Genomic DNA, 25,828 nt, shown 5'->3' with positions numbered 1-25,828 from the left:
GAATCCGAACCGCGCACAGTTTTTGCCGACGATGTGGAGCGAAATGGTCGACCAGGGCGATCGGTCCGTCCCCGGCGCACCCCCGGCGCAGGGCGCGCGGGTGGACCCGGCGATGACCGCGATGTCGGCGATGTCCGGCCAGACGATGCAGGCCGCGCAGGGCGAGAGCAAGAAGCTCGTCGACGCCGCCAAGTCCGGTGGCTTCACCCTGTCCGAGACCGCGGTCCGGCCGCTGCTGGACGCCGTCGAGCAGATGCGCCACGACCTCGAAGGCCAGCGCCGGACCACCGTGCCGCTGCTCCAGCCGCCGCAGCTCGGCAGCCACGAGTACGGGCACACCGTGGCCAGCCACAACCAGCGCGGCGCCCAGGACGAACCCGGTTCGGTCGGGGTCGTGCTGGCGCAGTTCGACCAGGTGCTCGCGCAGGCGTCCGAGGCGCTGCGGCGCGCGGCCGGGATCTACGGCGAGGCCGACGCCGAAGCCGCGGACAAGCTGAAGGCCATGGGGGAGCAGCACGATGTCCGGTGACCGCACGCCGCTGCACCCGTCCACGGCCGACTACCTCGGCCAGGAGCACAAGCAGCTCAAGGCATACGTCGAGCACAACCTGGCGCCGACGCAGGTTTCCGGGGTCTCGGAGGCCTACGGCGCGCTGGCGACGATGTTCGGCGAATTCGGGCAGCACCTCGGCAGCGCGCTGAGCAAGACTTCCGGTGAGTGGGAAGGCGGCGCGGGCGCCGGTGCGCAGGGCTACTTCGTGACGCTCGCGCGGTGGGCCGACGCGAACGCACAGAACGCGAAGCTCGCTGCGGACACCCTCGCGCAGCAGTCAGCCTCGGCCGTCGCGGTCAAGAACAAGATGCCCGACGAGGTGCCGTTCGACTGGGCGGACGAGTTCGAGAAGTGGACGCACGCGACCCCGTTCGAGCTGGCCGACGCGGTCAAGGGCGCTTTCGGGCGGCAGCAGCGCAGCCAGGACGCGCACTCCGAAGCGGCCACCGTCATGCAGCAGTACGACACCGAGCTGTACCAGGCGGCGTCCAAGCAGCCCGCGTTCGCGCCACCGCCGAAGTTCGACACGCCGACCTCGGCCGCGGCCGCTCCGGCGCCCGGCGGGCCCTCCGTCGGCCTCGGTGACGGCCCTCCCTCCGGCTCCTCCGGCGGTGGAGGCTCTTCTGGCGGCGGCGCTGCCGGGGGCGGTGGCGCGCCAGCCGGGGCGCCCGCACCGGCCCCCGCGCCCGCGCCGCCACCGCAGCTCAGCGCCGGTGGGCAGTCCGGCGCCGCAATGCCGCATCCCGGCCCGCAGCCGGGTGCGACCACGGCCGCGGCGGCGCAGCACGGCGGGTTCGGGCCCACGCCGCAGGCGCCGGGTAACTCCAGCGGCGGGATGCCGATGGGCGCCATGCCGATGGGTGCCATGGGTGCCGGGATGGGCGCCGGCGGCGACAACGAGTACACGAGCAAGATCGGCAAGGGCGATTTCGGCCCCGGCGGCGGTGGTCCGCCGCGACCCGGTGGCCTCGGCGCCGCGGAAACGGTCTCCGGCGCCGGAATGGGCACGTTCCGCGACGAACCGGAACGCGGCGGCTCGTCGTCCTACCTGCTCGCGGGCGACGACGACGAGGTCTTCGGCAACGACGAAATGACCGCGCCCCCGGTCATCGGCGAATAACGCGCGCTTCCGCCACCTGCCCTGAAGGTGGCCTTCAGGGCATCTAGCGCCCCGAAGGTCACCTTCAGGGCATTGCGCCGCGGAAAAACGCCTGTCAGTAGCGGTAGAAGCGTTCGCGGCGGCCCTGCCGGACGAGCTTCAGCCACTGCCGGAACGCCTTCGGGTCCCGCTTCACGCCGATGAAGTACAGCCCGAAGCGGATGTACTCCAGCGCGCCGATCTTCCGCATTCCCGGCTGGGCCAGCAGATAGCCGCGGTTGCGGTAGGTGTAGTACCGCTTGACCTCGTTTTCCGGGTCCTGCGCGTGGAACTTGCCGCCCAGCATCGGTTTGAACTCGTCCGAGCCGTCCGGGTGCAGGTAGGTGGTCTTCAGCGAGGTGCCGAACGGCAGCCCCGAGCGGACCAGCCTGCGGTGCAGTTCCACCTCGTCGCCGCGGAAGAACAGCCGGAGGTCCGGCACCCCTGTGACGTCCAAAGTGGACGCTCGGAACAGCGCGCCGTTCATGAGCGAGGCGATGCCCGGCAGGAAGTCCTCGCCGAGTTCGGACGACGAGCGCTTCCAGGTCAGGCCGCGGCGCAACGGGAACGCGAGCTTCGCAGGGCTGTCGATATTGGCCACCACGGGGGAAATCTCGGCGAGGCCGCGCTTTTCCGCTTCCGCCAACAGGATCGACAGCACGTTCTCGTCGGCGGGTCTGCCGTCGTCGTCGGCGAGCCACACCCATTCCGCGCCGAGCGAGAGCGCGTGCAGCATGCCGAGCGCGAAACCGCCCGCGCCACCGAGGTTCCGGTGCGACGGCAGGTACGTGCACGGCAGCGGGTAGGACGCCACGACGTCGCGTGCGGGCTGGTCCGGCCCGTTGTCGACCACGACGAGGTGGTCGACCGGCCTGGTCTGCGCCGCGATGATCTTCAGCGAGTCGGCGAGCAGTTCTCGACGGTGACGGGTGACGACGACGGCCACGACCGCGCCGTCACCGAGCGGGGCCTGCTCGACGCTGCTCATCTCATTCTCCGCCTTCGGCCACTGCCGAGACCGGGGCGTCGGCGAGGCGAGCGGCCGCTTCCGGGCTGACGTTGGCGAACGGGTCCTTGCCCTTGTACGCGGTGAGCACCTCGCGCAGCCCACCGCGCATCTTCATCCGGCCCTCGTCCATCCAGACCGCCGAGGTGCACAGCTCCAGCAGCAGGTCGTCCTGGTGCGAGGCGAACACCAGCAGACCGGACCGGCGCACCAGGTCGACGAGCCGGTCGCGCGCCTTGTCCAGGAACGCCGCGTCGACCGCGCCGATGCCCTCGTCGAGCAGCAGGATCTCGGGGTCGATCGAGGTGACCACGCCGAGCGCGAGCCGCACCCGCATACCGGTGGAGTAGGTGCGCAGCGGCATCGCGAGGTAGTCGCCGAGCTCGGTGAACTCCGCGATGTCGTCGACGCGCTTTTCCATCTGCTTGCGGGTCATGCCGAGGTAGAGGCCCCGGATCATGATGTTCTCGAACCCGGAGATCTCCTGGTCCATGCCGACGCCGAGGTCGAAGACCGGCGCGACGCGGCCGACGATCCGCGAGGATCCGCGGGTCGGCTCGTAGATCCCGGAGAGCAGCCGCAGCAGCGTGGACTTGCCCGCGCCGTTGTGGCCGACGAGGCCGACGCGGTCGCCGTCCTTCAGGGAGATCGAGATGTCGTGCAGCGCCTCGATCACCGGGACCTTCGACTCGGTGCCGATCTTGCCGCCGACCTTGCCGAGGACCTGCTTCTTCAGCGACCTGCTCTTCGCGTCGAAGATCGGGAAGTCGACCGAGGCGTCCCAGACGTCAATGCTGACCATGGCTTGCTGTCACACCCAATACGAGACGCGGGAACGGTAGTTGCGCATAACGAACAGCGCCAGCAGCCAGCCGACGACGGCGAACCCGCCGACGATGGCCCAGTGGTGCCAGCTCTGCTGCGCGCCGATCAACGGCGCGCGGATGATCTGGATGAAGTGGTAGAGCGGGTTCAGCTCGGCGACCAGGCTGCGCCAGGTCACGCCGTCGCCGAACCGCTTCTGCAGGATGTCGGTCGACCAGACGATCGGCGTCATGAAGAACAGCAGGTTGATCAGGCTGGTGATGACCTGCGGGATGTCGCGGAAGCGGGTGGAGATGATGCCGAACAGCAGCACCACCCAGCCCGCGTTGACCGCGATGAGCGCGAACGCGGGGATGGCGAGCAGCGCGCTCCAGTTCAGGCCGGGCTGCGGGACACCGCCGTCGGTGATGACGTAGCCGGATTTCGTGATGCCGCCCCACAGGATCATCAGCACGATGAAGTAGATGATCATGTTGTGCGCGAACATGATGCACTGGCGCCACACCGTGCGGAGCACGTACACCGACAGCGGCGCGGGCAGGTGCTTGATGAGGCCCTCGTTCGCGATGAACGTCTCGGTGCCTTCGGTGAGGCAGCCGAGCAGGAACGCCCACACGATGAAGCCCGTGGTGATGTAGGGCAGGTACGTGTCGATCGGCGAACCGAGCAACTGCGAGTAGAGAATGCCCAGCCCGAGCGCGGTGACGCCCATCGAAAGCGTGATCCACAGCGGCCCCAGCACCGAGCGGCGGTAGCGCTGCTTGATGTCCTGCCAGCCGAGGTGGCTCCACAGTTCTCGGTTGGCGACGCCCGCGCGGATGTCGGCGAAGGCGCGCGCCCACGACCTGCTGTCCGACGGGACCGGTGCGGCGCTCGGCGCGGGGACGGTGACGGCTTGGACCGTGCTGGGGGCACTCACGATGAATCAGGGTACCGACGCGCGCGCGGGTGCCTTGGCGACCCCGTCCGAGTGCGAACCGCCACGGAGGGTGAGACCGCCTTGTGCTCGCGGTGTCCTGGTATTTTTTCTCGTCATGAGTCCCGCTACCCGGCCAGAGGGTTTGCTGGTGAACCTCCTGGAGGCCTACGCCGACCGGCCCGATCCGCGGTCGGTGGCCGTGGTCGGCAACCAGCCGCTGCCGCCGGATCCGCAGCGCGCCAAGGCCGTGGACGCCTGTGACCTGGTGATCCGGGTCAACGGGTTCATGTCGGACGAACTGGGTGGCCAGCCGGTGGTGGGCAGCAGGACGCACGTGGTGGTGTTCAACCGTGCGCTGCGGGCGACGCGCTGGGTGTTCCAGAACTACCGCTCGCGGCTGTACCTGCTCGTCGAGCCGGGCCGCCTGCACTGGGAGCCGGAGGACATCCCCGGCTGGTGGCCCGCGGACCTCGGGTACGTGCCGGTGAGCAACCGCGAGTGGATCCTGCCGCTGTCGGACGCGATCGGCCTGCCGTCGAGGACCGAGCCGACCTGGGCGACCACCGGCACGACCGCGGCCTGGATCGCGCGCACCGCCTTCCCGCACGCGAACCTGGTGCTGACCGGGTTCTCGTTCATCGACAACCCCGACCAGACCGCGTGGGAGCACGCGGCAGGGGATTCCTGCATCGTCGGCCCGGAGCACCAGATCGCGGCCGAGGGCAGGCTGCTGGATTCCTGGACCAGGACCGGCGACACCGACCTCCTCCGCTGACCCCGCGACACCGAAGGACCTCCGCCATGGCCCGCCGCAAGTTGTTCAACCTCCGCGCCCGCGCCTCCGAGCGCCTGGCCCGGCTCGTCGACTTCCGCATCTCCGGCGAGGTCGACGGGCTGCGCACCGATCTCGACCCGCGGCTGGTCGAGCAGGAGCACTGCACCAACGACCACCGCCGCCGGCTCGACGCGCTCGAGGAGGGCCTCGAGCAGGTGCGCGGCGATCTGCGCTGGATGACCGCGCAGGTGGACCGGATGATCCCGCACGTCGCGGCGCAGGAGGGTCAGCTGGAGGACCTGCGCGAGAAGATCGCGCTGGTGCCGCCGTCGGACCGGCCCGAGATCGCCGAAGCGCGCTCGCTGATCGAAGAGGTGCAGCGCCAGCACGCGCAGATCCGCGCGCGCCTGACCGGGATCGCTCGTTACGAGGACCGCCTGAGCAGGCTCGAAGAGCAGGCGCGCGCCGGGGTTTCCGGATGACCGCTGCGCTGCGGCCCGCCACCGAAGACGACGTCGAGGACATCCGGCGGTGGCGCAACCACCCGTCGGCGCGCGCGGTCAGCTTCACCCAGCACGAGATTTCCCCCGCCGAGCACCGGGCGTGGTGGTCGTCCGTGCGCGACGACCCGTCGCGGCGGGTCCTGGTCTACGAGTACAACGGCGTCTCGGCGGGCTCGGTGACCTACACGTTCCTCGACACCGAGGCCCGCACGGCGAAATGGGGCTGCGCGCTCGATGTCGATGGGCTCGGCCGGGACGTGCTGCCCGCGTGGCTCAAGCTCGAAGGCGTGTTGATCGACTACGCCTTCGACACGTTGGAACTGAGCATGCTCGGCGGCGAAGTGCTGCTCGAGAACAAGCAGGTTTGGCAGTTGCACAAGCGGTTCGGGTTCACCGAGGCGCAGCGGTACACGCAGGAAATCGACGGGGTGGCGCACGAGGTGCTGTGGATGGAACTGACCGCGGCGGCTCGGGAATCAGCGAAGGGGAAGCGGCGCAAATGACCGTGCGCATCGGAAAGCACGAGATCGGGCCGGAGCACCCGCCGTTCGTCATCGCGGAAATGTCCGGGAACCACAACGGTGATCTCGACCGCGCGCTCGCGATCGTCGACGCGATCGGCGAATCCGGCGCGCAGGCGGTGAAACTGCAGACCTACCGCCCCGACACCATCACGATCGACGCCGACGGCCCCGCGTTCCGCATCGGCGACGGGCATTCCCTGTGGGGCGGGGAAAACCTCTACCGGCTTTACGAACGCGCGCACACGCCGTGGGAATGGCACGAGAAACTGTTCGCCCGCGCCCGCGAGCACGGGCTGGAGATCTTCTCCAGCCCGTTCGACCCGACCGCGGTCGCACTGCTCGAATCGCTCGACGCGCCCGCGTACAAGATCGCGTCCTCGGAGATCGTCGACCTGCCGCTGGTCGATCTTTGCGCGCGCACCGGCAAACCGCTGGTCATTTCGACCGGGATGGCGAGCGTCGCGGAGATCGACGCGGCGGTGCGGACCGCGCGCGCCGCCGGGAACGACCAGCTCGTCGTGCTGGGCTGTACGGCGAGCTACCCGGCTTCGCCGTCGGAGAGCAACCTGCGCGGGCTGCCCGTGCTCGCCGGGGTCACCGGCACGCTCGTCGGGCTTTCCGATCACACGCCCGGGATCGGCGCGCCCCTCGCGGCCGTCGCACTGGGCGCCGTCGCGATCGAAAAGCACGTGACGCTCAAGCGTGACGACGGCGGCGTGGACTCCGAGTTTTCGCTGGAACCGTTCGAACTGGCCGCTTTGGTCACCGAAAGCAAGCGCGCGTGGGAAGCGCTGGGGCGGGCGGTGATCGGGCCCCGCGAAAGCGAAAAGGAAGGCCTGCGGTTCCGGCGCTCGCTCTACGTCGTGGCGGATGTCGCCGCGGGCGATCCGGTCACGCGCGAGAACGTCCGCTCAATCCGCCCAGCGGGCGGCTTGGCACCAGCCGAGATCGACGTCGTACTGGGCCGCACCTTCACCCGGGACGCCGCGAAGGGCACCCCGTTGACCTGGGACCTCGTCTAACGCTCTGTTCCAGTGCCGCGGCCCTCGCCGTACGAACGGACCGTTCGTACGCCTAGGGGAGCCCCTGATTTCACGTTACCGCGACCCACCGACATTCTTCGCGGGCGAGTTCGGTCAGGCGCCGAAGAACGCGCGCACCCCGTCGATCACTCTGTCCACATCGGACGAAGTGAGCGCGGGGAAGAGCGGCAGCGAAAGCTCTTCGGCGTAGAAGCGTTCCGCGTTGGGGCACAGGCCCCGCCGGTACCCGAGATCCTCGAACACCGGGTGCCAGTAGGCCGGGATGTAGTTGACCTGCACGCCGATGCCGAGCCCCCGCAGGTGGTCGAACATCGCGCGCCGCCTGCCTTCCAGGACGCGCAGCGGGTACAGGTGCCACACCGGGTCCGCGCCCTCGCGGCACGCGGGGGTGCGCACACCGTCGAGGTCGGCGAACGCTTCCGTGTAGCGCGCGTGAATTTCCGCCCGCCGCTGCTTGAACGCGGCGAGCCGCTTCAGCTGGCTGCTTCCCAGCGCGCACAGCACGTCCGGCAGCCGGTAGTTCAGCCCGAACTCGTGCACTTCCTGGTGCCACGGGCCTTCGTCGGGGTAGCGCTGCGCCGCCTTGTCCCGCACCAGGCCGTGGTTGCGGAACGCGCGCGCCCGTTCCAGGAGTTCGCCGGAGGCCACCACGGCGCCGCCTTCGGCGGTGGTGAGGTTCTTGGTGGGGAAAAAGGAGAACGTGGTCAGGTCCGCGATCGAGCCGACCGGCCTGCCGTGCCACGTGCCGCCGATCGAATGCGCCGCGTCCTCCAGGAGCAGCGCGTCCCCCGCGACGGCCTTCAGCTCGTCCAGTTCGGCCGGGTGCCCGGCGTAGTCGACGGCCGCGACGACCTTCGTGCGCGAGGTGACCGCCGCCTTCGCCGCGGCGGGGTCGAGGTTCGCGGTGTCCTCTTCGACATCGGCGAACACCACCTTCGCGCCCCGCAGGACGGCGGTGGCCGCGGTCGCGACGAACGTCATCGGCGAGGTGACCACCTCGTCGCCGTCGCGAATCCCGGCCGCCGCATAAGCCGCGTGCAGCGCGGCGGTGCCCGAAGTGACGGCCACCGCGGGCACCCCGCCGGTGTACTCGGCGAGATCGCTTTCGAACCGCGCGACCGCGGGGCCGGTGGTCAGCCAGTCGCCGCGCAGCACCGCCGCGACCGCTTCGACATCTTCATCCACAATGGACTGACGGCCGTACGGCAGGAAGTCACCCATACTGCTCGACCAGCCGCCGCAGCTCGTCCGCGTCGAGCCACAGGTCGTTCGTGTCGGACCGGTAGGCGAACCCGTCCGGCACCGGCTCGCCGTCGGACGGCGGTTCGTAGCCCCAGCCCGCGATGTGCGGCTGCACGATGTAGCGGTCGCTCAGCTTCACCGTCCGCCGCGCGTCGTCCGGCGCGATCATCTCCTCGTGCAGCTTCTCGCCCGGCCGCACGCCGACCTCGTGCATCGGGCTGCCCGGCGCGATCGCCTGCGCCAGGTCCACCAGCCGCATGCTCGGGATGCGCGGCACGTACAGCTCGCCGCCGTGCATCTGGTCGAACGAGTCGACCACGAACTCCACCGCCTGCGGCAGCGTGATCCAGAACCGGGTCATGTCCTTGTGCGTGATCGGCAGCGACTCGCCCTTTTCGGCGAGCCCGCGGAAGAACGGGATCACGCTGCCCCGCGAGCCCATCACGTTTCCGTACCGCACGACCGAAAACCGCGTCGGATGCGTGGCCGCGTAGTGGTTCGCGCTGATGAACATGCGGTCCGCGGTCAGCTTCGTGGCGCCGTAGAGGTTGATCGGGCTCGACGCCTTGTCGGTGGACAGCGCGACGACCTTCTTGATGCCGGTGTCGATCGCGGCCTCGATCACGTTCTGGGAGCCGATCACGTTCGTCTGCACGAACTCGAAGGGGTTGTACTCGCCGGTGTCGACCTGCTTGAGCGCGGCCGCGTGCACCACGTAGTCGACGCCGTGCATGGCGCGTTCGAGGCGGCGGCGGTCGCGGATGTCGCCGATGAACCAGCGGAGCCTCGGGTCGTCGGCGAACAGCTGGCGGGCCTCGTACTGCTTCAGCTCGTCCCTGGACAGCACGACGAGCCTGCTCGGGTTCAGCTCGGCCAGCGCGTAGGTGATGAACGCCTTGCCGAAGGAACCCGTGCCGCCGGTGAGCAGGATGCTCGAGCCTTCGAGCTCGCTCATCGATGACCTCCGCGTTCGGTGACTTCTGCCGTCGGCCATCATGTCACCCATGCGTGCCCAGCCCGCCGGGAACACCGTGAACGCCGTCATCCAGGCGCGCGCTTCGTCGACCCGGCTGCCGGGCAAGGTGCTGCGCCCGCTGGGCGGCCGCAGCGTGCTCGGCTGGGTCGTGCGCGCCGCCGCGGCCACGCCCGGGATCGACGAGGTGATCGTGGCCACCTCGGACGCCGCGGACGACGACCCCGTCGCCGAAGAGGCCGTGCGCCTGGGTGCGGCGGTGGTGCGCGGCCCGCTCGACGACGTGCTGGCGCGGTTCGTGCTCGCCTGCGAGCGGTACCCCGCGGACGCGGTCGTGCGGCTGACCGCCGACTGCCCGCTGCTCGATCCCGAGGTGATCGGCCGGATCGTCACGCTGTGGCGCGCGGACCCGTCGATCGACTACCTGAGCGCCACGCTCGTCGGCGGCACGCTCGGCCGCACCATGGCGCGCGGGTTCGACGCGGAGCTGGTGCGCCGCGAGGTGCTCGCCGAGCAGGACGCGATCGCGACCGGATCGGCCCGCGAGCACGTGACCCTGGGCGTCTACGGCGATCCCGACCGGTATTCGTGCGTCGGCGTGGTGGTGACCCCGCCGTCGGAGGACCTGCGGGTCACCGTGGACACGCCGGAGGACCTGGCGCTGCTCGAAGCGATCGTCGCGGAGCTCGGCGACGGGATCCCCGGGTGGCGCGCGGTGGTGTCGCTGCTGCGGTCGCGCCCGGACCTGGTGGCGCTGAACGCGCGGGTCGAGCAGAAGAAGCTCACCGGATGACCAGGCTCCTGCTGCGCGCCGACTCGTCGGCGACCATCGGCGCCGGGCACATCGCGCGCGTCGTGGCCTTCGCGGAAGAAGCCGTCCGTCGCGAGTGGACGGTCGAGTTCTCCGGGCACACCGAGAACGCGGGCTGGCTCGCGTCCCGGCTGGACGAACTGGGCGTCCGCCGCCTGCCCCCCGTCGAACTCGGTTCCGCGGCAAGGAAATTCGACGCGGTTCTCGTCGATCACTACGGAATCGGCGAGGTGCGCGACGAGGTGCGCGCGGCGGGCGCGGTGCTGGTGTCCATGGAGGACGGCACGTTCGGCAGGCGCGCCGCCGACGTCGTGGTGGACTGCGGGTTCGCCCCCGCGCCGCGTCCGGACGACGGGTCGACGACCGTCCTCAGTGGACCGAAGTACGCGCCGGTGCGCGGTGTGGTCCGTGCGGCGCGGGAAAAGCGCGCGGCGCGCGAGACCGAGCACACTCCGCCGCGCGTGCTCGTCGTGCTCGGAGGCGGCGGGGTGTGGGTCGACGCCGTCGAGTCCCTTTTGGTCGCTTTGCGCGACACCGGCCTGCCGTTCTCCGCGGAAGCGCTCGTGCGCGGCGAACCGTCGGTGCCCGAAGCCGGGCCGGGCCAGGAATTCCGGCTGTCCCCGCCGGGGACGAACCTGCCCGAGCTGCTCGCCGAAACCGATCTCGCGATCAGCGCCGCCGGGGTCACCCTGCTCGAACTGTGCTGCATCGGCGTGCCCACCGCGCTCGTGCAGCTCGTGGACAACCAGGCGACCGGTTACCGCGCCGCGCTCGACCTCGGGCTCGCCACCGGGATCGGCACCGTCGACGGGCTCGACGCGAACGAAGTCCTCACCGGACTCCTCGGCAGCGCCGCGAAGCGGGCAGAGCTGGCGGCCGCGGCGTCCACCGTCATCGACGGCCGCGGCGCGGCGCGCGTGCTCGACGCCGTGCGGTCCGAAACAGACGCTGGGTAGCACGGCGGTCCCGCCTTGCGCCACCCGATCGTGGCCTGCCTAGCATGGGCCCATGGCGGATCCGGACGAAAGCGCCGAGCAGGTCACCCCACCGCGCTACTACCTCGTGGCACCCACGGGTTTGCCCAACTACGGCGACGAACTGATCGCGGCGATGTGGCTGCGGCACCTCGCCGAGGTCGCGCCCGACGCCGACGTGTGGGTCGACACGCACTCACCGGGCCCCGCCGCCGTCCTGCTCGACGGGCTGCACCCGCGCGTGCGGTTCACCGACACGTTGTGGCGGCTCTGCTGGGAAGCGCCGTCCGAGGAGCCGTGGGAGGTCGCGTCCTGGGTGCAGGCCGCGGTGCACAACCCCGGCATGGCCCCGCGCTGGCACCACGGCATCGAACTGCTCGCCACCGCCGACGTGGTGCACCTCGTCGGCGGCGGGTACGCCAACGCGGTGTGGCCGCGGCACATCGGGCTACTCGCCGGCGCCGTGGCGGCGGTCAAGCGGTCCGGCGGGCGTGCCGCGATGACCGGGCAAGGCCTGCTGCCGGTGCGCGACGAAACCACCGCGCTGCTGTGCGCGCTGGCGGACCGGTTCGACCTCGTCGACGTCCGCGACGACCCCTCCGCCGAACTGCTCTCCGTCAGCACCGGCGTCGACGACGCGTTCCTCGCCGTGCGGCCCGAGCTGTACGCACCGGCCGACGACGCGCCGGAAGTGATGCTGTGCCTGCAATCCGACCTCGTCGAAGGCGGCGCCGCGAAGCTCGCCGCGATGGCGCTGTCGACGCTGCGGTCGTGGAAGGTCGCCCCGGAGCGGATCGGCGTCGTCGAAGGCGTGCCGCGCGTCGACCGTGACGTGTACGCGTTGTTCGAACAGGAAATCCCGGGCGCCCGGTTCTACCCGTTCGCCGAGATCTGGGACGGCGGGCTGCCGGTCTCGCCCGGCCAGACCTGGCTGTCCACCCGCTTCCACCTGCACCTCGCGGCCGCCGCCGGGGGCGCGCCCGGTGTCGCGATCTCGGTGCGGCCGGACTACTACGCGGTCAAGCACCGCTCGCTGGCCGCGCTCGGCTCCGGGTGGACCGTGCACGAGGACCTGGCCACCGTGCCCGACCGGCCGACCGGCTCCGGTTTCGACCGGTCGGCCGTCGAGGACTACGCCGCCGCGAAGCGGGCCATCGCGAACCGGATCTACCCGGAGCCGCCGCCCGCCCCGCGCCGCCTGTTCCCCCGCCTCGGCCGTTCCTGACCGCGTTCAGCCCGCTAAACGCGGTTTGGGGGAGTCAGAGGTACTGGCCGGTGCCGCTGATGCCCGGTGTCGGGCCCTCGTGGGTCGCCGAGCTGCCGGGCGGCAGGCCGCGCCGCATCTGCTCCAGCTGCACCCTCGCCGCCATCTGCTGCGCGAACAGCGCCGTCTGGATGCCGTGGAACAGGCCCTCCAGCCAGCCGACGAGCTGAGCCTGCGCGATCCGCAGCTCCGCGTCCGACGGCGTCTGGTCCTCGGTGAACGGGTGCACCAGCCGCTCGAGCTCGTCCTGCAGCTCGGGCGCGAGCGCCTGCTCCAGCTCCTTGATCGAGGTCTGGTGGATCTCGCGCAGCCGGTTGCGGCTCGCGTCGTCGAGCGGTGCGGCGCGGACCTCCTCCAGCAGCTGCTTGATCATCGTCCCGATCCGCATCACCTTCGCGGGCTCTTCGACGAGATCGCCGACGGACTCGGTGTGTTCGATCTCGCCGTCGGCCCCCTGCGTGAGGCGCGCGGTGCCGACCGGGGAGCCGTCCGGGCCGACGACCACCACGTGGTGTGACTGTTCGTCGTCGCCGTTACCGGCTGTGTCTGAATTCGAGGAAATCGGCTCGCTCATGTGCTCCATCCTGGCCTACGTCCGGCACGCTCCGCAGTGCGCGCCGGTGACATACCGGCGGTCCGTGTCCGAGCGTAGCGAGACCGGTCGCGCGGCGTGGCCGCAAGCCCAACCCCGCCCGCGAGGCGAAACCGCACCTCCGTACGGTGTCACCATGGCGTTCGACGTCGCTCGAATTCGTGGGTTGTTCCCCGCGCTGGGTGACGGCTGGATTCACTTCGACGGCGCTGCCGGAATGCTGGTACCTGAACAGGTCGCCTCGGCCGTGTCGACGGCGATGCGCGCACCGGTTTCCGGACCGGGGGGCGCTTTTCCGGCCTCCCAGCGCGCGGAAACGATCGTGACCGCCGCGCGGCGCGCGGTGGCGGACCTGGCCGGGGCCGACCCGGCCGGTGTCGTGCTGGGCCCCAGCGCTTCGGTGCTGCTGCGCCGCCTCGGCGACGCGCTGTCGGAGCGGTGGACGCTCGGTGACGAGGTCGTGGTGTCCCGGCTCGACGAGCAGGCGAACCTCGCCCCGTGGAAGCGCGCCACGAAGCGGGCCGGTGCCGTGCTCCGGTGGAGCGAGATCGACATCGAGACCTGCGAGCTGCCCGCGTGGCAGTACGAGAACCTCGTGTCGGCGCGCACCAAGGCCGTCGCGATCACCGCGGCCTCCGGCTCGGTCGGCACCAGGCCGGACGTCCCGACGATCGTCGAGTTCGCCAAACGGGTCGGCGCGCTGGTGGTCGTCGACGGGACCTACGCGGCGCCGTTCGTGCCGCTCGACATCGCCGAGATCGGCGCCGACGTGATGGTGCTGTCCGCGCAGTCGTGGGGCGGCCCGTCGATCGGCGCGCTCGTGTTCCGCGACCCCGAACTGCTGGAGCGGCTGCCGTCGGTCTCGCTCGACCCCGGCGCGCGCGGACCCGCGCGGATGGAGCTCGGGCCGCACGCCTACCCGCTGCTCGCCGGTGTCGTCGCCTCGGTCGACTACCTCGCCGGACTCGACGACGCCGCCACCGGCTCGCGCCGCGACCGCCTCGTCACCTCGCTCGGCTCCGCGAAGTCCTACCACGCGGGCCTGCTCGCGCAGCTGTCCACCGAACTGCGCTCACTGCGGCACGTGATGGTCATCGGCGACGCGATGCGCAGGATCCCCGCGCTCGCGTTCACCATCGCCGACAAGAAGGCGCCCGAGGTCGCCGATTACCTTGCCTCGCAAGGGCTTTGCGCGTTCGCTGACGACGGGTCGAGTGGGGTGTTCGCGTCGTTGGGGGTGGGTGAGGTGGGTGGTGCGGTGCGGATCGGGTTGGCGCATTATTCGAACGTGTTCGAGATCAACCAGTTGATTCGGGTGTTGGAAGAGCTGCGTTAGGACTTCGCGGCCAGCAGCACCTTGCCGAACACGCCGCCTTCGTCCAGCGCGCGGTGCGCCGCCGACGCCTCCGCCATCGGCGTCACCTGGCCCACGATCGGTTGCACAGCGCCGTTTTCCACCAGCGGCCAGAGCCGTTCGCGGACGTCGGCGACGATCCTGCCCTTGTCGTCGACGGGCCGCCCCCGCAGCCCGGCCGCCGCCACGGAAGCGCGCTTGCCGAGCAACGCGGCGATGTTCAGTTCGCCCTTGATGCCGCCCTGCATGCCGATCACGGCGAGCCGCCCGCCGGTCCGGAGTGCGTCGATGTTGCGGCCGAGGTACTTGGCGCCCATGTTGTCCAGGATCACGTCCGCGCCGCCGAACTCCTTGCGCACCTCTTCGACGAAGTCCTGCTCGCGGTAGTTCACCACCAGGTCGGCGCCGAGCTGGCGGCACCGGTCGAGCCGCTCCGGCGAGCCCGCGGTCACCGCGACCGACGCCCCGAGCGCCTTGCCGACCTGGATCGCGTGCGTGCCGATCCCGCCCGCGCCGCCGTGCACCAGCAGTACTTCGCCCTCGGTGAGCCCGGCGCCCATCACCACCATCGACCACACCGTGCAGGCGACCTCGGGCAGCCCGGCGGACGCCAGCACGCCCACCTCACCGGGCACCGGGAGCAGCTGAACGGCGGGCACCACGACCTTTTCCGCGTACCCGCCGCCCGCGAGCAGCGCGCACACCTCGTCGCCGACCTGCCAGCCCTCGACACCCGGGCCCAGTTCTGCCACCGTGCCGGAGCATTCGAGACCGAGGATCTCGCTCGCGCCCTTCGGCGGCGGGTAGTTCCCTTGGCGCTGCAGCAGATCGGCGCGGTTGACCGCGCTCGCCGTCACGTCGAGCAGCACCTCGCCCTCGCCGGGCACCGGGTCGGGGACCTCGGTCCACTCGAGAACGTCAGGGTCGCCGAATTCGCGGATCGTGATCGCGTGCATGCGCCCGACTGTATGCCCGTCGCGACGGGCGCGGCCACGTGAGTGCGATCAACCCAGGTCGCGCGCGCCGAAGGTGTCGCAGCGCGCGGGATCACCCGTGGAATAGCCGGTGGTGAACCACTTTTCCCGCTGCTTCGAGGTGCCGTGTGTGAACTTCGACCGGTCGACCCTGCCGCCGCCGAGCTTGGTCTGGATGTAGTCGTCGCCGATCCGGGACGCGGTGTCCAGCGCCCGCTTGAGGTCGTCGTCGGTGATGTCGGAGATGAGCGGTTTCCCGCTTTCCGTCGGGGTCGTGGTGGCGTGGTTCGCCCACACCCCGGCGTAGCAGTCCGCCTGCAGTTCCAGCCGCACCGAACCGGACGTGGCGCCGCTGCCCTTGCCGACCCGCGAGGACGTGCCCAGCAGGTTCTGCACGTGGTGCCCGTACTCGTGCGCGAGCACGTAGGCCTCGGCGAAGGGGCCGCCCTGCGCGCCGAACCGCGTGCGCAGCTCGTCGAAGAACGCCAGGTCGATGTAGACCTCGGAATCGGCGGGGCAGTAGAACGGCCCGACGTCGGAAGAGGCGTTGCCGCAACCGGTGCGCACGCCGCCGTTGAAGAAGTTCGTCGGCGCCTTGCGGTAGGTGGTGCCGGAACGCTGGAGCTGCGCGCCCCAGTAGTCTTGGATCGAATTGATCGTCGCGACGATCGCGCAGTCGTGCTTGCGGTTAGCGTCCGCGCCGGTCCGGCACTCCTGCGAGAGCGAGCCGTTGTCGACCTGCTTGCCCGCGCCGACGCCGCTGAGGCCACTGGTGCCCGCCACGTTCGAACCGCCGCCGAGGCCGCCGCCGAACTGGGAGAACAGGAAGTAGATCACGATCCCGACGATCCCGAGGCCGCCGCCGCCGAGCGCGACCCTGCCGCCGATCCCGCCGCCACCGCCACCGCCGCGCAGGTCCTGGACTTCGGAGGTGTCGAGGCCTGCGTCATCGTCGAATCTCACGGTGCGGAGAATATCGTGCGGACCCCGCAAATGCCTGGGTGCGGCCCCCGTCGGAGACCACACCCAGGACTTACCGAGGTTTGTCCATTGTATTTGTTGGACAGGTGTTGTTCTGTCTGTCTAGCGGTTGGCCACGCGCGGGTCATTTCGGCGTCCTGCGCTGCCGGCACGTCTCAGAAGCCGCGCCGAAGCAGGCTCGAATCACGCCGCTGTGCGCGAAGAGAAGTGGAAGAGCGCACTCGAAGGTTCGCCCGTACTGCTCACAATCGCGACCGGGCTGGTGTCAGGCCACCTCGATCGTGGGGTCACAGCAGGTGGTCAACCGCAAGGAACCGTTCGTCACCGCACCACCTTGCCTCTCCCGGGAAGGGGCCCGAACAGACGAACCCGGTGGCCCGTCTCGGCTCGGGTCTGGCACCCGATGACATCCAAGGATGCGCCTTTGTGGCCCAAGTCTCAACCGTTTCGTAATCGCACGAACGGGGAAACTTTTCACGAACTGCGCGCCGAGCCATTCCCCGCGACGAGGTCGAGACCGGGCGGGCAGCGCTTTCGAGTCGTGGAGGTTCTACTCTGCGTAGATGACCGAGGGAGCGGTGTGACCGAAGAAGCCAACGGCGTCCGGTGGCTGAGTGACGACGAGATGCACGCGTGGCGTTCGTACATCGTCGCCACGATGAGACTGCGCCAGCGCCTCCACCGGGAACTCGCCGAACGTCACGACGTGTCGCTCACCGACTACGAGGTGCTCGTCTGCGTGTCCATGCAACCGGACTACCGGATCCGGATGAACGAACTGGCCACCCTCCTCGGCTCCACCAAGAGCAAGCTCTCCCACCAGGTCGGCCGGATGGAGGTCGAGGGGTACCTGCGGCGCGTCAAGGACCCCGAGGACCGCCGCGGCGTCGTCGCCGAACTGAGCCCCGAAGGCATGGCACTGCTGGAAAGCGCCGCCCCCACCCACGTCGAAGGCGTTCGCGCGCACCTCATCGACCTGCTCTCCACCGGCGAACAAGCCGTCCTCGGCGAAGCCTTCACGAAGGTCTTGGAACACCTGTCGGCCACCGACACCTGAACCGCTACCCTCGTGCACAGGGAAGCGTGGCAGAGCGGCCGAATGCACTCGCCTTGAAAGCGAAAGTGGAGAAATCCACCTCGACCGAGAGCCCCACCCGAAGAAATTTGAGCCTCTGACCAGCTAAAACCATGGTCTGAAGATCAAGTTGCAGTACGTCGGGGAGCGAGCACAGCGCTTCCAACACGCTCGCCTGGTGCCACTACGAGACCAGGTTGGTGAGCATGAGGCACGACTACAAGTACGCACCCGGCGAGTGGGGAACGCTCGGGCGCGAGTGGCGCCGTTCCCTCGAGGCGGACAACAAATCAGACAACACGGTGAGGATCTACCTCGGCGTGCTGTGCCAGTTGGGCACTTGGGCGATGGCCCTCGACGAGCCGTACGAGCCAACGGAAATCCCTACGTCCGCGCTCCGCGACTACGTGAAGAAAGTCCTCGACGCGACGAGCCCCGGCAACGCGCACAACCAGTTCCGAACGATGCGCACCTTCTTCAATTGGTTGGTGACCGAAGAAGAAATTGGTCGGTCGCCTATGGCCACGATGAAGGCGCCGCACTACGAACCGCCGGATGTCCCGATCCTGTATCAGGACATGATGGGCGCGCTTCTGGAAACGTGCCCCGGGCGTGACTTCGTTGACCGGCGCGACAACGCCATCTTGCGGTGTCTGTGGGCCACCGCGGGGCGGCGCCGCGAGGTCTCGGTGCTCAACCTCGACGATGTCGACCAGGACTACGACGAACTGAAAGTGTTCGGCAAGGGGCGCCGCTTCCGCACGATTCCGTACGGAGCGAAAACCGGCCAAGCAATCGCCCGGTACTTGCGCGTGCGTAACCGGCACCCGCAGGCCGCTCTACCGGCGTTGTGGCTCGGCGCGACTGGCCAAGGTGGGATTACACCCGAGGGTGTCCGAGCAATCGTTGCTCGGCGAGCCACGCAGGCCGGCATCGGGCACGTGCACCCTCACATGTTCCGCCACGCTTACGCGCACTACTGGCAGCTAGAGGGCGGCAACGAGAACGACCTCATGCGGATCATGGGGTGGAAGTCGCGCGAGATGCTCGGCCGTTATGGGTCGAGCGCGGCGAGCGAACGCGCGCACAAGTCGGCCCGTGAGATGGCCATCGGCGACCGCGTCTAGTCGGTGCCACGCGGCGCGCTGTGCTGGTGTCATGGAGCCAGAGGGGATGACACCGGCGCAGCGCACCACGCGCGCGAAGATCGCTGCTCACACTTCGTGGGCGAACACCTCGGATCGATCGGCGCGCACCGCTCCGGCTCGACGTGCCGCTCGTGATCGGTTCGAGAAGCAGATCGACCCCGAGGGGACGCTACCGCCGCGCGAGCGGGCTCTCAGGGCCGAGTCTGCGCGCCGCGCCTACTTCTCGGCGCTCGCGCTCCGCAGCGCTCGCGCTCGGCGGAGGCAGCAGTGACCGCGACTAGTTTGCGCTGGTCACCGAAGTTTGGCGGTAGCGGCGGGATTCGAACCCGCGGAGGGCAGAACCCTCGCATGTTTTCAAGACATGTTCCTTCGGCCGCTCGGACACGCTACCGCGTACGAGGGTAGCCGATCCTCGATCGCAGGTGAGCAGCCGCCGAGTTGGTCACCGGGCCGTAGCATGTCGCCACGTGGCTACCGAAGCGGACAGGCAAGAGCTGACACGTTGGAAGATCCACGGCGAGCGGCTCGTCGACGACACACGTCGTGATCGGGTGAGTATCGCCTCGGTCGAGCTACCCGACGGTGTGACCTTTGAACAGTGGGTGTTCCGCATTCGCAAGGCCGCGATGATGGCCGTGCTTGACGATCAAGACCGGGTGCTCATGTTGTGGCGGCACCGGTTCATCATCGATCGGTGGGTCTGGGAGCTGCCTGGCGGCTACGTGAATCCGGACGAAGATCCTGCGGTGACTGCGGCACGTGAGGTCGAGGAAGAGACGGGCTGGCGGCCCCTCGACGTCGAACCGCTCGGCTCGTTGCAGCCCATCGTCGGCAGTGCCGACGCTGAGAACCTGCTGTACGTGGCTCGGAGGTCTGAGTACATCGGCGAGCCGGAGGACATCAACGAGGCCGAGCGGGTCGAATGGATTCCCCTCGACACGGTCCGGGACCGCATCCTTAAGGGCGAGATTGTCGGTGCAGCGTCACAGGTCGCGCTACTTCACGTCCTCGCGTTCTACCGCTGAGCCCTACGCCGGTGTGGGAACGCCAACGGCGCTCATCTGCGCGTAGAGGGTGCGCACCCGGCGGTCGGTCCTATGGGGAGCAAGCCGCCGGCCAACGTCGGCGAGGTAGGCGCCACCCCTGATCGACCGAACGTTCTCACTCATCCGCACCGCCTTCGTCGCCTCGGCGCACGCTTCGTCGACCCGGCCTTGGTCAGCCAGGATCGACGAGAGAAGTGCGGTATTGAACAACCGACCGCGGTCGTACCCGTCGCTCATGCTGAGCGACCGACGGGCGAACTGCTCAGCCTCCGCGAAGTGGCCGAGATCGCGGAAGGTGTGAGCGAACTTGGCAGACAAGTAGGCGTTGTCGAAATAGCTCAGCCAAGCCGGCCCGGAGCCAGGTACGAACCGCTCGAAAGCCCGTTCGGCCTCACCGAGCGCCGCGAAGCACGACCCGGTGTTTCCCTTGAGCGCCTGGCCGTGAGCTTCCAACACGGCCGCCTCGGCTTGCAGCGCAACCAGGCCGGAACGCTTCGCCGTTCGCCTGGACGCGAGCGCCATGTCGACCGCGATGTCGTGGGACCGGTTGAACGCCGCGTGGTGCGACATGGCGGCAAGCATCTCGGCCTCGAGCGCATCGTCGCCGGCGTCCTGCGACAGCTTCAACGCGTCGCGCAAGTGCCGTTGCCCGTCCGCTGCGTTACCGACGTCGTAAGCGCTCCACCCCGCGACCTGGTGTAGCTCAGCGGCGGCGGCGAACAGTTCGTTTCGAGCGGCTGTCGTCCTGCTGGTGTCCTTCAGCATCGGCGTCACGCTCGAGGTCAAGTAGCTGGTGATTGTGGTCGTTCCGCGGCTGTGTCCGCCACCGAACCGGTTGTCGAGCTGGCGGAACGTCTCCGTCATCTGACGGACGATCTCGGCGTCGGTGCTTCGGGACTTCGTCGATCCGGACGCGGTCGCCGGGGTCGAGCCGAGCAGGGACGCGCCAATCGCTGTGACGCCTACGCTTGCGGTCTTGAAGAACTGTCGCCGTTGCACGTCATCGAGGCTAACCGCGACTGTGGGCTCGGCCGATTCTTCGGACGTATGGGAAACGCTGAACCAGAGCAGCGCGCGCGGCACGTGTAGAGCCGTTGCCCAACGCTCGAGCTTGTGCAGATCGCTCGGAGGTCGGGCGTCGGGAGCCTCGAGGCGGCTCACCTGCGCTTGCGTGAGGTCGAGCCACAGGCCGAGTGCGGCTTGTGAGACACGGGGCTTGTGTTCTTGGCGGTAGGCCGCGAAGAACCAGCCGAAGTGATGCGCCTTGAGCGCGGTGCGGATGCTGTCCGCTTCCCAGAACGGTTCAGGCTGGGGCTGCGCCACGTGGGAGATCAGCCGGCGTGTGCAGGAGCCGCAGTAGTCGCTTACGCGGTCGCGAGCCAGTCGTGCGCCGCACGCTTCACACGTTCGCGCTGCTCTCCGCACCGTGGTCGCCCCTCGTTCGCAGTTCACTGCGCAGTGTATGTGACCCACCACGCTATGTCACAGATTCTATGCGGGACATGTATGGAATCCGGCGTTAAGACGCTGTACCTGCCGGATCTCATGCGCGCTTGTCGTTTTCCGCGGGTGGTCTCCGGCGGACGCTCAATGCATGTACGAGGTAGCTCACGGTAACAACGCCACGTCGCGCTACGTCGCGACCCCGGTTGAGTGGGTCGCCGCATGAGCGCCGGCGAGGTTGTCGTGCGAGCGGTTGTCGGGGCTGTGGCTGGCGCCGCTGTGGTTGCTGCCGTGATCCCGTACTTGCGTCAGGTCCGTCGAGACCGTGCTCGCTTTCTGGGCGAGCAGGAGTCGGCTAAACCTCGTAACGGCCGGAAACCGGGCGGCATGTCCGGCGACCCTCTCGAGTTCGTGGCGGATGCGGGGAGTGAGCCCCCCGGCCCTCCGCATCCGCCACGTTCCAACGCTGCGGCCCGGCGGAAGGTTGCCATGACTGGCGAGGTTTTCGCTCATGCCGGAGCGCAAATACCCGAACGTGATCGCGTGATCGTTTGGCATCACCTCACCTATGAAAGTCGACCTATTCGGGTTGCGTATTGGTGGGCGACAAGTTTCGGAAAATTTTTTACGATAGGTGTTCTTTTTTTCGTAACGTCGATCGTTGCTGTGTTTGGTGACTATTCGTCTGTCTTTCTGATTGCAACACTGTCGACTAGTGCGGTACTTATCGGACTTCCCGCGGTCAAGCTGCACCGCATCGCGTGGCAGGCCCTAAATCTGGCGGCTGGTGTATATGCGGTCGCGCTCAAGGGAGTAGAAGATGCGGACGAGTAAAGATGCTATTGATGCACTGGTCTCTCGCGGTTTTCGAGCGATACCCCTTGCCGGATCGCCGAGTCAGCCAGAGAGCGTGTTGTTTACGCTTGGCTGGGACGAGCCATACATGGACGAGGTTCTCGTTCGAGATGAACAGGACGCTACGGCGTGCCGTCACCGGCTTGAGAATGGAATCGACTTCTCCGACCGTAAGCATGTCGTCTGGTTCAAAGACGGATCGGTCCTGGAGGTGGTCGACGAAATCCTGCATCGTCTGCCGCATCCGTCTAACCCCAATGCGCCAAGGCTTGTGATACCGACGCCGGGAAATCTGTGGATTCCGCCGAGTGTGCGAATAGAAGTTCGTTCGTAGTTCTCGGCAAATTACTAGCTGCGAGGTTCTTATGCCTTTCGTGACTATCGTCGGTTCTATTATCACACTTGCACTTGCGGTGCTCGTCGGGGTTTTCCTGCGTTGCTATGTTTTCTCGTCGAGTACAGGACGACATGCGCTCGATGTCGCCGACGGTGACCGTTACATCGTTGTTGAGTATGCCGAGGTTGAGGAAATCGTCTACGCGCCTGTGGGCGGAGAGATTGTCGACCAATGCGGCATCGGCTTAGGCGAAGATGACGACTTCCAGGTCAATTCCGTTGGTGCTCGGCCTTATCTAAAAGCGTACTGGCGAACCTCGGGACGTCACCTCATCGACCAAACCGCCGAGTTCGCGGTTTTCGCGTGGGCGGAAGAAGACGGCGAGTACCAAAGCGTGAGCGGGAAACTCGAGTTGGTCGCATGACACGCACGCGGTGCGGAGTCGGGCGAGCGCCACCCACGCGAGAATGCCGGGAACCAACGAGAGAAGGGCCGAACGTGTCGCAACCGATCATGATGCTTGACCACCCCGGATGGCTGCGTGACGACGCTGGGCGCGCTCGGCGTGTGCTCCGGTCGGCTGGCTCGGTGTGGTCGGTGATCTGCACGCCGGTGCCCGTCGGCGGACACCGGATCGACGCCGTCAAGCTTGCTGGCGACACCGACGTCGCACCGGTCTTCGACACGTTCGACCCGCGGACGCTGGTAGGCGATGCGGTGATGTGTGACCCGTTGCGGGCCGACGGCCCCGTCGCTCGCGTGCGCACCTCAGACGTCTGGGAAGCGCTCGGCACAGCGGTTACCCGTCAGGTCATCAAGGCCGCGACTGCGCGCGAGAACTACCGCCGGTTCTGCGAAACCTACGGCGAGCGGTACGACACCACGGCCGGCCCGGTGTGGTTGTTCCCCTCGCCCGAGACCGTGCTCACCTTGTCCGACGCCGAGTTCGACATGCTGCGGATGAAGTTCTTTCGCGGCGGTCTGCGCTCGGCCGCTGAGGCGAGCCTCAAAGCGGCCGATGACTGGGCCGGTTTGACGGGCGAGCAGCTCGTCGCCGCCGTGCAGAGCGTTCGCCGGATCGGCCCTTGGACGGCTGGTGCCACTGCCGCCGACGTCACCAACGACTACAGCCTCTATCCCTTCGCCGACCTCGCGGTGCGCACCTGGGCGGGCAAACTCGCGCCTTCGGTCTCCTGGCCGGAACCCGAACCTGAGTTCGGGCGGTTGTGGCAAGCGATGGCCGGCGCGCAGTTGTCCGAGTGGACGCTGCTCACCCTCGCTTGGGGAGTTCGACATGCAACCGGAGTTGCTCTCTGATCTGATCGCCGGCGCCGACCTTCGCCGGGAAATCGACATTCTGTTCGTCAACGCGCCGTTGCGCGACTACGACCAGCGGCCGCGGGTGAACGACTTCACGTTGCCGGTGCTCGGTATGGCCTACATCGCGACGTACGCGGCCGCGCAAGGTTTCAACGTCGGCGTGCTCGACGCCGAGGCGCACGGGCTCGGCGTCGAGCAGACTGCCCGCTTAGTGAACGCGGCCGCCCCGCGGTGGGTCGGGTTCAACCTGCTTGCGCCCACGTACGCGATCAGCGCGCGAATCGCCGATCGGCTCGACCGCGACATCATGCTCATGCTCGGCGGGCACCAGGCGAAAGCGATGCCGGTCGAGATCCTGCGCGACCGCCGGATGAGCCAGTGCGAAGCATTGGTGATCGGGGAAGGCGAAACGCGGGTCGCCGCTCTGCTCGACGACCACCGACGACGGGCCGAGCTGCCCGGGGTGATGTGGATCGACCCGATCATGCGCACACCAGTCACGGGCGGAGTAGGGAACAGCGCGCACTACCTCACGCCCGATATCAACGGCTTGCCGTTCGTCGACCGGGGATACCTCGCGCAGGACCCGCACCAGGACAACGGCCGGCTCGAGGCGAACATGGTCGGCGCCCGCGGCTGCTTTTACAACTGCTCGTTCTGCGGTGCGGCGAAGTCGGCGAATCCGGATATCACCATCCGCACGCGGGAGCCGCACAACATCCTCAACGAGATGTACGAGCTTCGCGGAGCTGGTGTGAATGCCTTCCGGTTCGTCGACGACTTGTTCCTCGGTGCTCAGCGAGTCATTGAGACGATGATGCGTGCCTTTACTGCCGACCACGTCGGCGACTGGGCGAGGTGGGACGCCACTGGCCGGATTAACGTGCTGCACCGGGCGAGCGATGACGTGCTCGACACGCTCGCGGCGAACGGTCTGCGCGAGGTCGCGCTCGGTGTCGAGTCGGGCAACGAACGCATGTTGACCCGTATCGACAAGCGCATCACCCCGGACATGGCGCGCACGGTGGTCCGCAGACTCACCGAGCGCGGGATCAACGTCAAGGGCTATTTCATCGTGGGGTTTCCGACCGAAGCCTGTGCCGAGATCGACGACACAGTGCGGCTCGTTCACGACCTATGGGACATCACCGATCGCTTGCCGGGCCGGTTCCGCGCGTCGGCGTTCGAGTACCGACCGTACCCCGGTACGCCCGACTGGGGCGAGCTGATGAAGTCCGGCAAGTACACAGCCGAGCAACTGCTCAACTACACCGCCGTTGACCTCACCTCGGATGGCGTCGACGAGTCGATGCGCGAACGTGACGAGTTCAATTTCTCCGTCAACATCCAGTTGAGCGAGGCGCCGATCGACTACGTCCGGCGCAACCTGATTGCTGTCTCCCGGGCGCAGTACGACCGGAGGGCGGCCGCGTGAATGACTTGAGCCGCGGGGTGTTCGTCACCATCGACGGGCCGGCCGGTGTCGGCAAGACCACCACAACCCGGATGCTGCGCGAGTACCTCGGCAAGCGCGGGTATCAGGTGCACGACACGACCGAGCCGTCGCGCGCAGCGCTCGGCGAGATCGCTCGGCATCACACCGAGACCTACCGCGGGCGCGCCCTTGCGTGTTTGGTCGCCGCCGATCGCTATCACCACCTCGAGACCGAGGTGCGCCCGCACCTCGACGCCGGTTCCATCGTCGTGTGCGACCGCTACGTCGCGTCGTCCTACGTGCTGCAACGCATGGACGGCGTGCCGTTGCCGTACGTCGAGGTGATCAACTCGGCAGCCGACCGACCCGACCTCGCTGTCATCTTGCAGGCGCCGCCAGCGATCACAGCGGCGCGAGTCGCAGCTCGCGGCGCGCACGATCGGTTCCACACTGGTGAGTGCTCGAGCAAACAAGAGAGCGACCTGTACGAGGAAACTGCGAAGCGCCTTGCTGCGCGCGGCTATCCAGTCCTCGCCGTGGACACAGGAGAAGCGTCCCCGGTCGATGTCGCCGTCTACCTCACGGCACGAATCGCCGACCTGGTGGAGCGTCCCGACGCGCCAGCGGTGACGGCGTAGCCTCCGGCGGGTCTGCGGCGTGCCCGTCCGGCACCCGCGGGCTCGCAGAGTTGCAACGCCACCTCGTGAGGATCTCGCCG

28 protein-coding genes and 1 tRNA gene are annotated in these 25,828 nt (G+C 68.4%); 19 read left to right on the top strand and 10 right to left on the bottom strand.

Going from position 1 to position 25,828, the window contains the following annotated elements:
- The first annotated feature begins 43 nt into the window (after window positions 1-43).
- On the top strand, window positions 44-529 hold the full coding sequence (locus tag HUW46_RS18240) for a hypothetical protein (protein WP_215548411.1): 486 nt from the start codon (window positions 44-46) through the stop codon (window positions 527-529).
- Window positions 519-1,673: a hypothetical protein gene (locus tag HUW46_RS18235; RefSeq protein WP_215548410.1), complete on the top strand. Its 1,155-nt coding sequence runs from the start codon at window positions 519-521 to the stop codon at window positions 1,671-1,673. Before HUW46_RS18240 ends, HUW46_RS18235 begins: the two co-directional genes overlap by 11 nt.
- Before the next feature lie 94 nt (window positions 1,674-1,767).
- Here the strand turns inward: HUW46_RS18235 and glfT1 are convergent, their stop codons facing one another.
- From glfT1 to wzm, 3 genes are read right to left on the bottom strand one after another with little or no spacing between them, the layout of a single operon-like run.
- Window positions 1,768-2,679, bottom strand: coding sequence for a galactofuranosyltransferase GlfT1 (gene glfT1 / locus HUW46_RS18230; RefSeq protein WP_215548409.1), 912 nt, complete (start codon window positions 2,677-2,679; stop codon window positions 1,768-1,770).
- Window position 2,680: 1 nt separating this feature from the next.
- A complete protein-coding gene (gene wzt, locus HUW46_RS18225) occupies window positions 2,681-3,499 on the bottom strand; it encodes a galactan export ABC transporter ATP-binding subunit Wzt/RfbE (RefSeq protein ID WP_215548408.1) in 819 nt (272 codons plus the stop codon).
- 9 nt (window positions 3,500-3,508) lie between these two features.
- Window positions 3,509-4,441, bottom strand: coding sequence for a galactan export ABC transporter permease subunit Wzm/RfbD (gene wzm, locus HUW46_RS18220; protein WP_215548407.1), 933 nt, complete (start codon window positions 4,439-4,441; stop codon window positions 3,509-3,511).
- Window positions 4,442-4,586: 145 nt separating this feature from the next.
- Here wzm and HUW46_RS18215 point away from each other — a divergent pair, with 145 nt between their 5' ends.
- From HUW46_RS18215 to pseI, 4 genes are read left to right on the top strand one after another with little or no spacing between them, the layout of a single operon-like run.
- Window positions 4,587-5,216 (top strand): hypothetical protein, encoded by a 630-nt coding sequence (locus HUW46_RS18215; protein ID WP_215549950.1) that lies wholly within the window; start codon window positions 4,587-4,589, stop codon window positions 5,214-5,216.
- A 26-nt stretch (window positions 5,217-5,242) separates the two neighbouring features.
- A complete protein-coding gene (locus tag HUW46_RS18210; protein WP_215548406.1) occupies window positions 5,243-5,698 on the top strand; it encodes a hypothetical protein in 456 nt (151 codons plus the stop codon).
- The gene (locus tag HUW46_RS18205; protein WP_215548405.1) at window positions 5,695-6,222 is read left to right on the top strand and encodes a GNAT family N-acetyltransferase; all 528 of its coding nucleotides are present in this window, start codon (window positions 5,695-5,697) and stop codon (window positions 6,220-6,222) included. The genes HUW46_RS18210 and HUW46_RS18205 overlap by 4 nt, the downstream gene beginning before the upstream one ends.
- Complete coding sequence (gene pseI / locus HUW46_RS18200) at window positions 6,219-7,265, top strand: pseudaminic acid synthase (RefSeq protein ID WP_215548404.1); 1,047 nt, start codon at window positions 6,219-6,221, stop codon at window positions 7,263-7,265. Before HUW46_RS18205 ends, pseI begins: the two co-directional genes overlap by 4 nt.
- A 114-nt stretch (window positions 7,266-7,379) precedes the next feature.
- Here the strand turns inward: pseI and HUW46_RS18195 are convergent, their stop codons facing one another.
- Both HUW46_RS18195 and pseB read right to left on the bottom strand, forming a co-directional pair.
- Complete coding sequence (locus tag HUW46_RS18195; RefSeq protein WP_215548403.1) at window positions 7,380-8,507, bottom strand: DegT/DnrJ/EryC1/StrS family aminotransferase; 1,128 nt, start codon at window positions 8,505-8,507, stop codon at window positions 7,380-7,382.
- Window positions 8,500-9,483 (bottom strand): UDP-N-acetylglucosamine 4,6-dehydratase (inverting), encoded by a 984-nt coding sequence (pseB, locus tag HUW46_RS18190; protein WP_215548402.1) that lies wholly within the window; start codon window positions 9,481-9,483, stop codon window positions 8,500-8,502. Before pseB ends, HUW46_RS18195 begins: the two co-directional genes overlap by 8 nt.
- 49 nt (window positions 9,484-9,532) lie before the next feature.
- Here pseB and HUW46_RS18185 point away from each other — a divergent pair, with 49 nt between their 5' ends.
- The 3 genes from HUW46_RS18185 to HUW46_RS18175 are packed head-to-tail and all read left to right on the top strand — an operon-like array spanning window position 9,533 to window position 12,511.
- Window positions 9,533-10,294 carry a cytidylyltransferase domain-containing protein gene (locus tag HUW46_RS18185; protein ID WP_215548401.1) on the top strand — a complete coding sequence of 254 codons (762 nt, stop codon included), beginning with the start codon at window positions 9,533-9,535 and terminating at the stop codon, window positions 10,292-10,294.
- Entirely contained in the window at window positions 10,291-11,268 is a 978-nt protein-coding gene (locus HUW46_RS18180; protein ID WP_215548400.1) for a spore coat protein, read from the top strand. The genes HUW46_RS18185 and HUW46_RS18180 overlap by 4 nt, the downstream gene beginning before the upstream one ends.
- Window positions 11,269-11,320: 52 nt before the next feature.
- A complete protein-coding gene (locus HUW46_RS18175) occupies window positions 11,321-12,511 on the top strand; it encodes a polysaccharide pyruvyl transferase family protein (protein WP_215548399.1) in 1,191 nt (396 codons plus the stop codon).
- Between the two features lie 34 nt (window positions 12,512-12,545).
- Here HUW46_RS18175 and HUW46_RS18170 read toward each other — a convergent pair whose 3' ends face one another.
- On the bottom strand, window positions 12,546-13,133 hold the full coding sequence (locus HUW46_RS18170; RefSeq protein ID WP_215548398.1) for a bacterial proteasome activator family protein: 588 nt from the start codon (window positions 13,131-13,133) through the stop codon (window positions 12,546-12,548).
- 145 nt (window positions 13,134-13,278) lie between these two features.
- Here HUW46_RS18170 and HUW46_RS18165 point away from each other — a divergent pair, with 145 nt between their 5' ends.
- Window positions 13,279-14,478 carry a cysteine desulfurase-like protein gene (locus tag HUW46_RS18165; RefSeq protein WP_215548397.1) on the top strand — a complete coding sequence of 400 codons (1,200 nt, stop codon included), beginning with the start codon at window positions 13,279-13,281 and terminating at the stop codon, window positions 14,476-14,478.
- On the opposite strand, the gene HUW46_RS18160 is transcribed toward HUW46_RS18165, so the two are convergent.
- A complete protein-coding gene (locus tag HUW46_RS18160; RefSeq protein WP_215548396.1) occupies window positions 14,475-15,452 on the bottom strand; it encodes an NAD(P)H-quinone oxidoreductase in 978 nt (325 codons plus the stop codon). The genes HUW46_RS18165 and HUW46_RS18160 overlap by 4 nt on opposite strands.
- Before the next feature lie 48 nt (window positions 15,453-15,500).
- Complete coding sequence (gene ypfJ, locus HUW46_RS18155) at window positions 15,501-16,433, bottom strand: KPN_02809 family neutral zinc metallopeptidase (RefSeq protein WP_215548395.1); 933 nt, start codon at window positions 16,431-16,433, stop codon at window positions 15,501-15,503.
- A 643-nt stretch (window positions 16,434-17,076) separates the two neighbouring features.
- Here ypfJ and HUW46_RS18150 point away from each other — a divergent pair.
- Complete coding sequence (locus HUW46_RS18150; protein WP_215549949.1) at window positions 17,077-17,508, top strand: MarR family winged helix-turn-helix transcriptional regulator; 432 nt, start codon at window positions 17,077-17,079, stop codon at window positions 17,506-17,508.
- 224 nt (window positions 17,509-17,732) lie between these two features.
- Window positions 17,733-18,653, top strand: coding sequence for a tyrosine-type recombinase/integrase (locus tag HUW46_RS18145; protein WP_215548394.1), 921 nt, complete (start codon window positions 17,733-17,735; stop codon window positions 18,651-18,653).
- Between the two features lie 323 nt (window positions 18,654-18,976).
- Here the strand turns inward: HUW46_RS18145 and HUW46_RS18140 are convergent.
- Window positions 18,977-19,065, bottom strand: a tRNA-Ser gene (locus HUW46_RS18140).
- Window positions 19,066-19,141: 76 nt separating this feature from the next.
- Between HUW46_RS18140 and HUW46_RS18135 the strand changes: the two genes are divergently transcribed.
- The gene (locus HUW46_RS18135; RefSeq protein WP_215548393.1) at window positions 19,142-19,699 is read left to right on the top strand and encodes an NUDIX hydrolase; all 558 of its coding nucleotides are present in this window, start codon (window positions 19,142-19,144) and stop codon (window positions 19,697-19,699) included.
- Window positions 19,700-19,702: 3 nt separating this feature from the next.
- Here HUW46_RS18135 and HUW46_RS18130 read toward each other — a convergent pair whose 3' ends face one another.
- Window positions 19,703-21,043: a helix-turn-helix domain-containing protein gene (locus HUW46_RS18130; protein ID WP_215548392.1), complete on the bottom strand. Its 1,341-nt coding sequence runs from the start codon at window positions 21,041-21,043 to the stop codon at window positions 19,703-19,705.
- 609 nt (window positions 21,044-21,652) lie between these two features.
- Here HUW46_RS18130 and HUW46_RS18125 point away from each other — a divergent pair.
- The 6 genes from HUW46_RS18125 (at window position 21,653) to tmk (ending at window position 25,748) form a co-directional block, all read left to right on the top strand.
- Window positions 21,653-21,997 carry a hypothetical protein gene (locus tag HUW46_RS18125; RefSeq protein WP_215548391.1) on the top strand — a complete coding sequence of 115 codons (345 nt, stop codon included), beginning with the start codon at window positions 21,653-21,655 and terminating at the stop codon, window positions 21,995-21,997.
- Window positions 21,984-22,352 carry a hypothetical protein gene (locus HUW46_RS18120; RefSeq protein WP_215548390.1) on the top strand — a complete coding sequence of 123 codons (369 nt, stop codon included), beginning with the start codon at window positions 21,984-21,986 and terminating at the stop codon, window positions 22,350-22,352. The genes HUW46_RS18125 and HUW46_RS18120 overlap by 14 nt, the downstream gene beginning before the upstream one ends.
- 40 nt (window positions 22,353-22,392) lie before the next feature.
- The gene (locus tag HUW46_RS18115) at window positions 22,393-22,779 is read left to right on the top strand and encodes a hypothetical protein (protein ID WP_215548389.1); all 387 of its coding nucleotides are present in this window, start codon (window positions 22,393-22,395) and stop codon (window positions 22,777-22,779) included.
- 74 nt (window positions 22,780-22,853) lie between these two features.
- Window positions 22,854-23,672: a hypothetical protein gene (locus HUW46_RS18110; protein ID WP_254126291.1), complete on the top strand. Its 819-nt coding sequence runs from the start codon at window positions 22,854-22,856 to the stop codon at window positions 23,670-23,672.
- A complete protein-coding gene (locus tag HUW46_RS18105) occupies window positions 23,650-25,110 on the top strand; it encodes a B12-binding domain-containing radical SAM protein (protein ID WP_215548388.1) in 1,461 nt (486 codons plus the stop codon). The genes HUW46_RS18110 and HUW46_RS18105 overlap by 23 nt, the downstream gene beginning before the upstream one ends.
- Entirely contained in the window at window positions 25,107-25,748 is a 642-nt protein-coding gene (gene tmk, locus HUW46_RS18100; RefSeq protein ID WP_215548387.1) for a dTMP kinase, read from the top strand. Before HUW46_RS18105 ends, tmk begins: the two co-directional genes overlap by 4 nt.
- Window positions 25,749-25,828 lie beyond the last annotated feature (80 nt).

Origin of the sequence: Amycolatopsis sp. CA-230715 (genome assembly GCF_018736145.1) — a bacterium.
In the GTDB taxonomy this organism is placed as follows: domain Bacteria; phylum Actinomycetota; class Actinomycetes; order Mycobacteriales; family Pseudonocardiaceae; genus Amycolatopsis.
The sequence above is the reverse complement of the archived record's forward strand: the minus strand, read 5'-3'. Positions and strand labels throughout refer to the sequence as shown.

Coding starts and splice junctions, on each gene's coding strand:
- HUW46_RS18240 (WP_215548411.1), top strand. CDS start 44: ATGGTCGACCAGGGCGATCGGTCCGTCCCCGGCGCACCCCCGGCGCAG.
- HUW46_RS18235 (WP_215548410.1), top strand. CDS start 519: ATGTCCGGTGACCGCACGCCGCTGCACCCGTCCACGGCCGACTACCTC.
- glfT1 (WP_215548409.1), bottom strand. CDS start 2,679: ATGAGCAGCGTCGAGCAGGCCCCGCTCGGTGACGGCGCGGTCGTGGCC.
- wzt (WP_215548408.1), bottom strand. CDS start 3,499: ATGGTCAGCATTGACGTCTGGGACGCCTCGGTCGACTTCCCGATCTTC.
- HUW46_RS18210 (WP_215548406.1), top strand. CDS start 5,243: ATGGCCCGCCGCAAGTTGTTCAACCTCCGCGCCCGCGCCTCCGAGCGC.
- HUW46_RS18205 (WP_215548405.1), top strand. CDS start 5,695: ATGACCGCTGCGCTGCGGCCCGCCACCGAAGACGACGTCGAGGACATC.
- pseI (WP_215548404.1), top strand. CDS start 6,219: ATGACCGTGCGCATCGGAAAGCACGAGATCGGGCCGGAGCACCCGCCG.
- HUW46_RS18195 (WP_215548403.1), bottom strand. CDS start 8,507: ATGGGTGACTTCCTGCCGTACGGCCGTCAGTCCATTGTGGATGAAGAT.
- pseB (WP_215548402.1), bottom strand. CDS start 9,483: ATGAGCGAGCTCGAAGGCTCGAGCATCCTGCTCACCGGCGGCACGGGT.
- HUW46_RS18185 (WP_215548401.1), top strand. CDS start 9,533: ATGCGTGCCCAGCCCGCCGGGAACACCGTGAACGCCGTCATCCAGGCG.
- HUW46_RS18180 (WP_215548400.1), top strand. CDS start 10,291: ATGACCAGGCTCCTGCTGCGCGCCGACTCGTCGGCGACCATCGGCGCC.
- HUW46_RS18175 (WP_215548399.1), top strand. CDS start 11,321: ATGGCGGATCCGGACGAAAGCGCCGAGCAGGTCACCCCACCGCGCTAC.
- HUW46_RS18170 (WP_215548398.1), bottom strand. CDS start 13,133: ATGGAGCACATGAGCGAGCCGATTTCCTCGAATTCAGACACAGCCGGT.
- HUW46_RS18165 (WP_215548397.1), top strand. CDS start 13,279: ATGGCGTTCGACGTCGCTCGAATTCGTGGGTTGTTCCCCGCGCTGGGT.
- HUW46_RS18160 (WP_215548396.1), bottom strand. CDS start 15,452: ATGCACGCGATCACGATCCGCGAATTCGGCGACCCTGACGTTCTCGAG.
- HUW46_RS18150 (WP_215549949.1), top strand. CDS start 17,077: ATGCACGCGTGGCGTTCGTACATCGTCGCCACGATGAGACTGCGCCAG.
- HUW46_RS18145 (WP_215548394.1), top strand. CDS start 17,733: ATGAGGCACGACTACAAGTACGCACCCGGCGAGTGGGGAACGCTCGGG.
- HUW46_RS18125 (WP_215548391.1), top strand. CDS start 21,653: ATGACTGGCGAGGTTTTCGCTCATGCCGGAGCGCAAATACCCGAACGT.
- HUW46_RS18120 (WP_215548390.1), top strand. CDS start 21,984: ATGCGGACGAGTAAAGATGCTATTGATGCACTGGTCTCTCGCGGTTTT.
- HUW46_RS18105 (WP_215548388.1), top strand. CDS start 23,650: ATGCAACCGGAGTTGCTCTCTGATCTGATCGCCGGCGCCGACCTTCGC.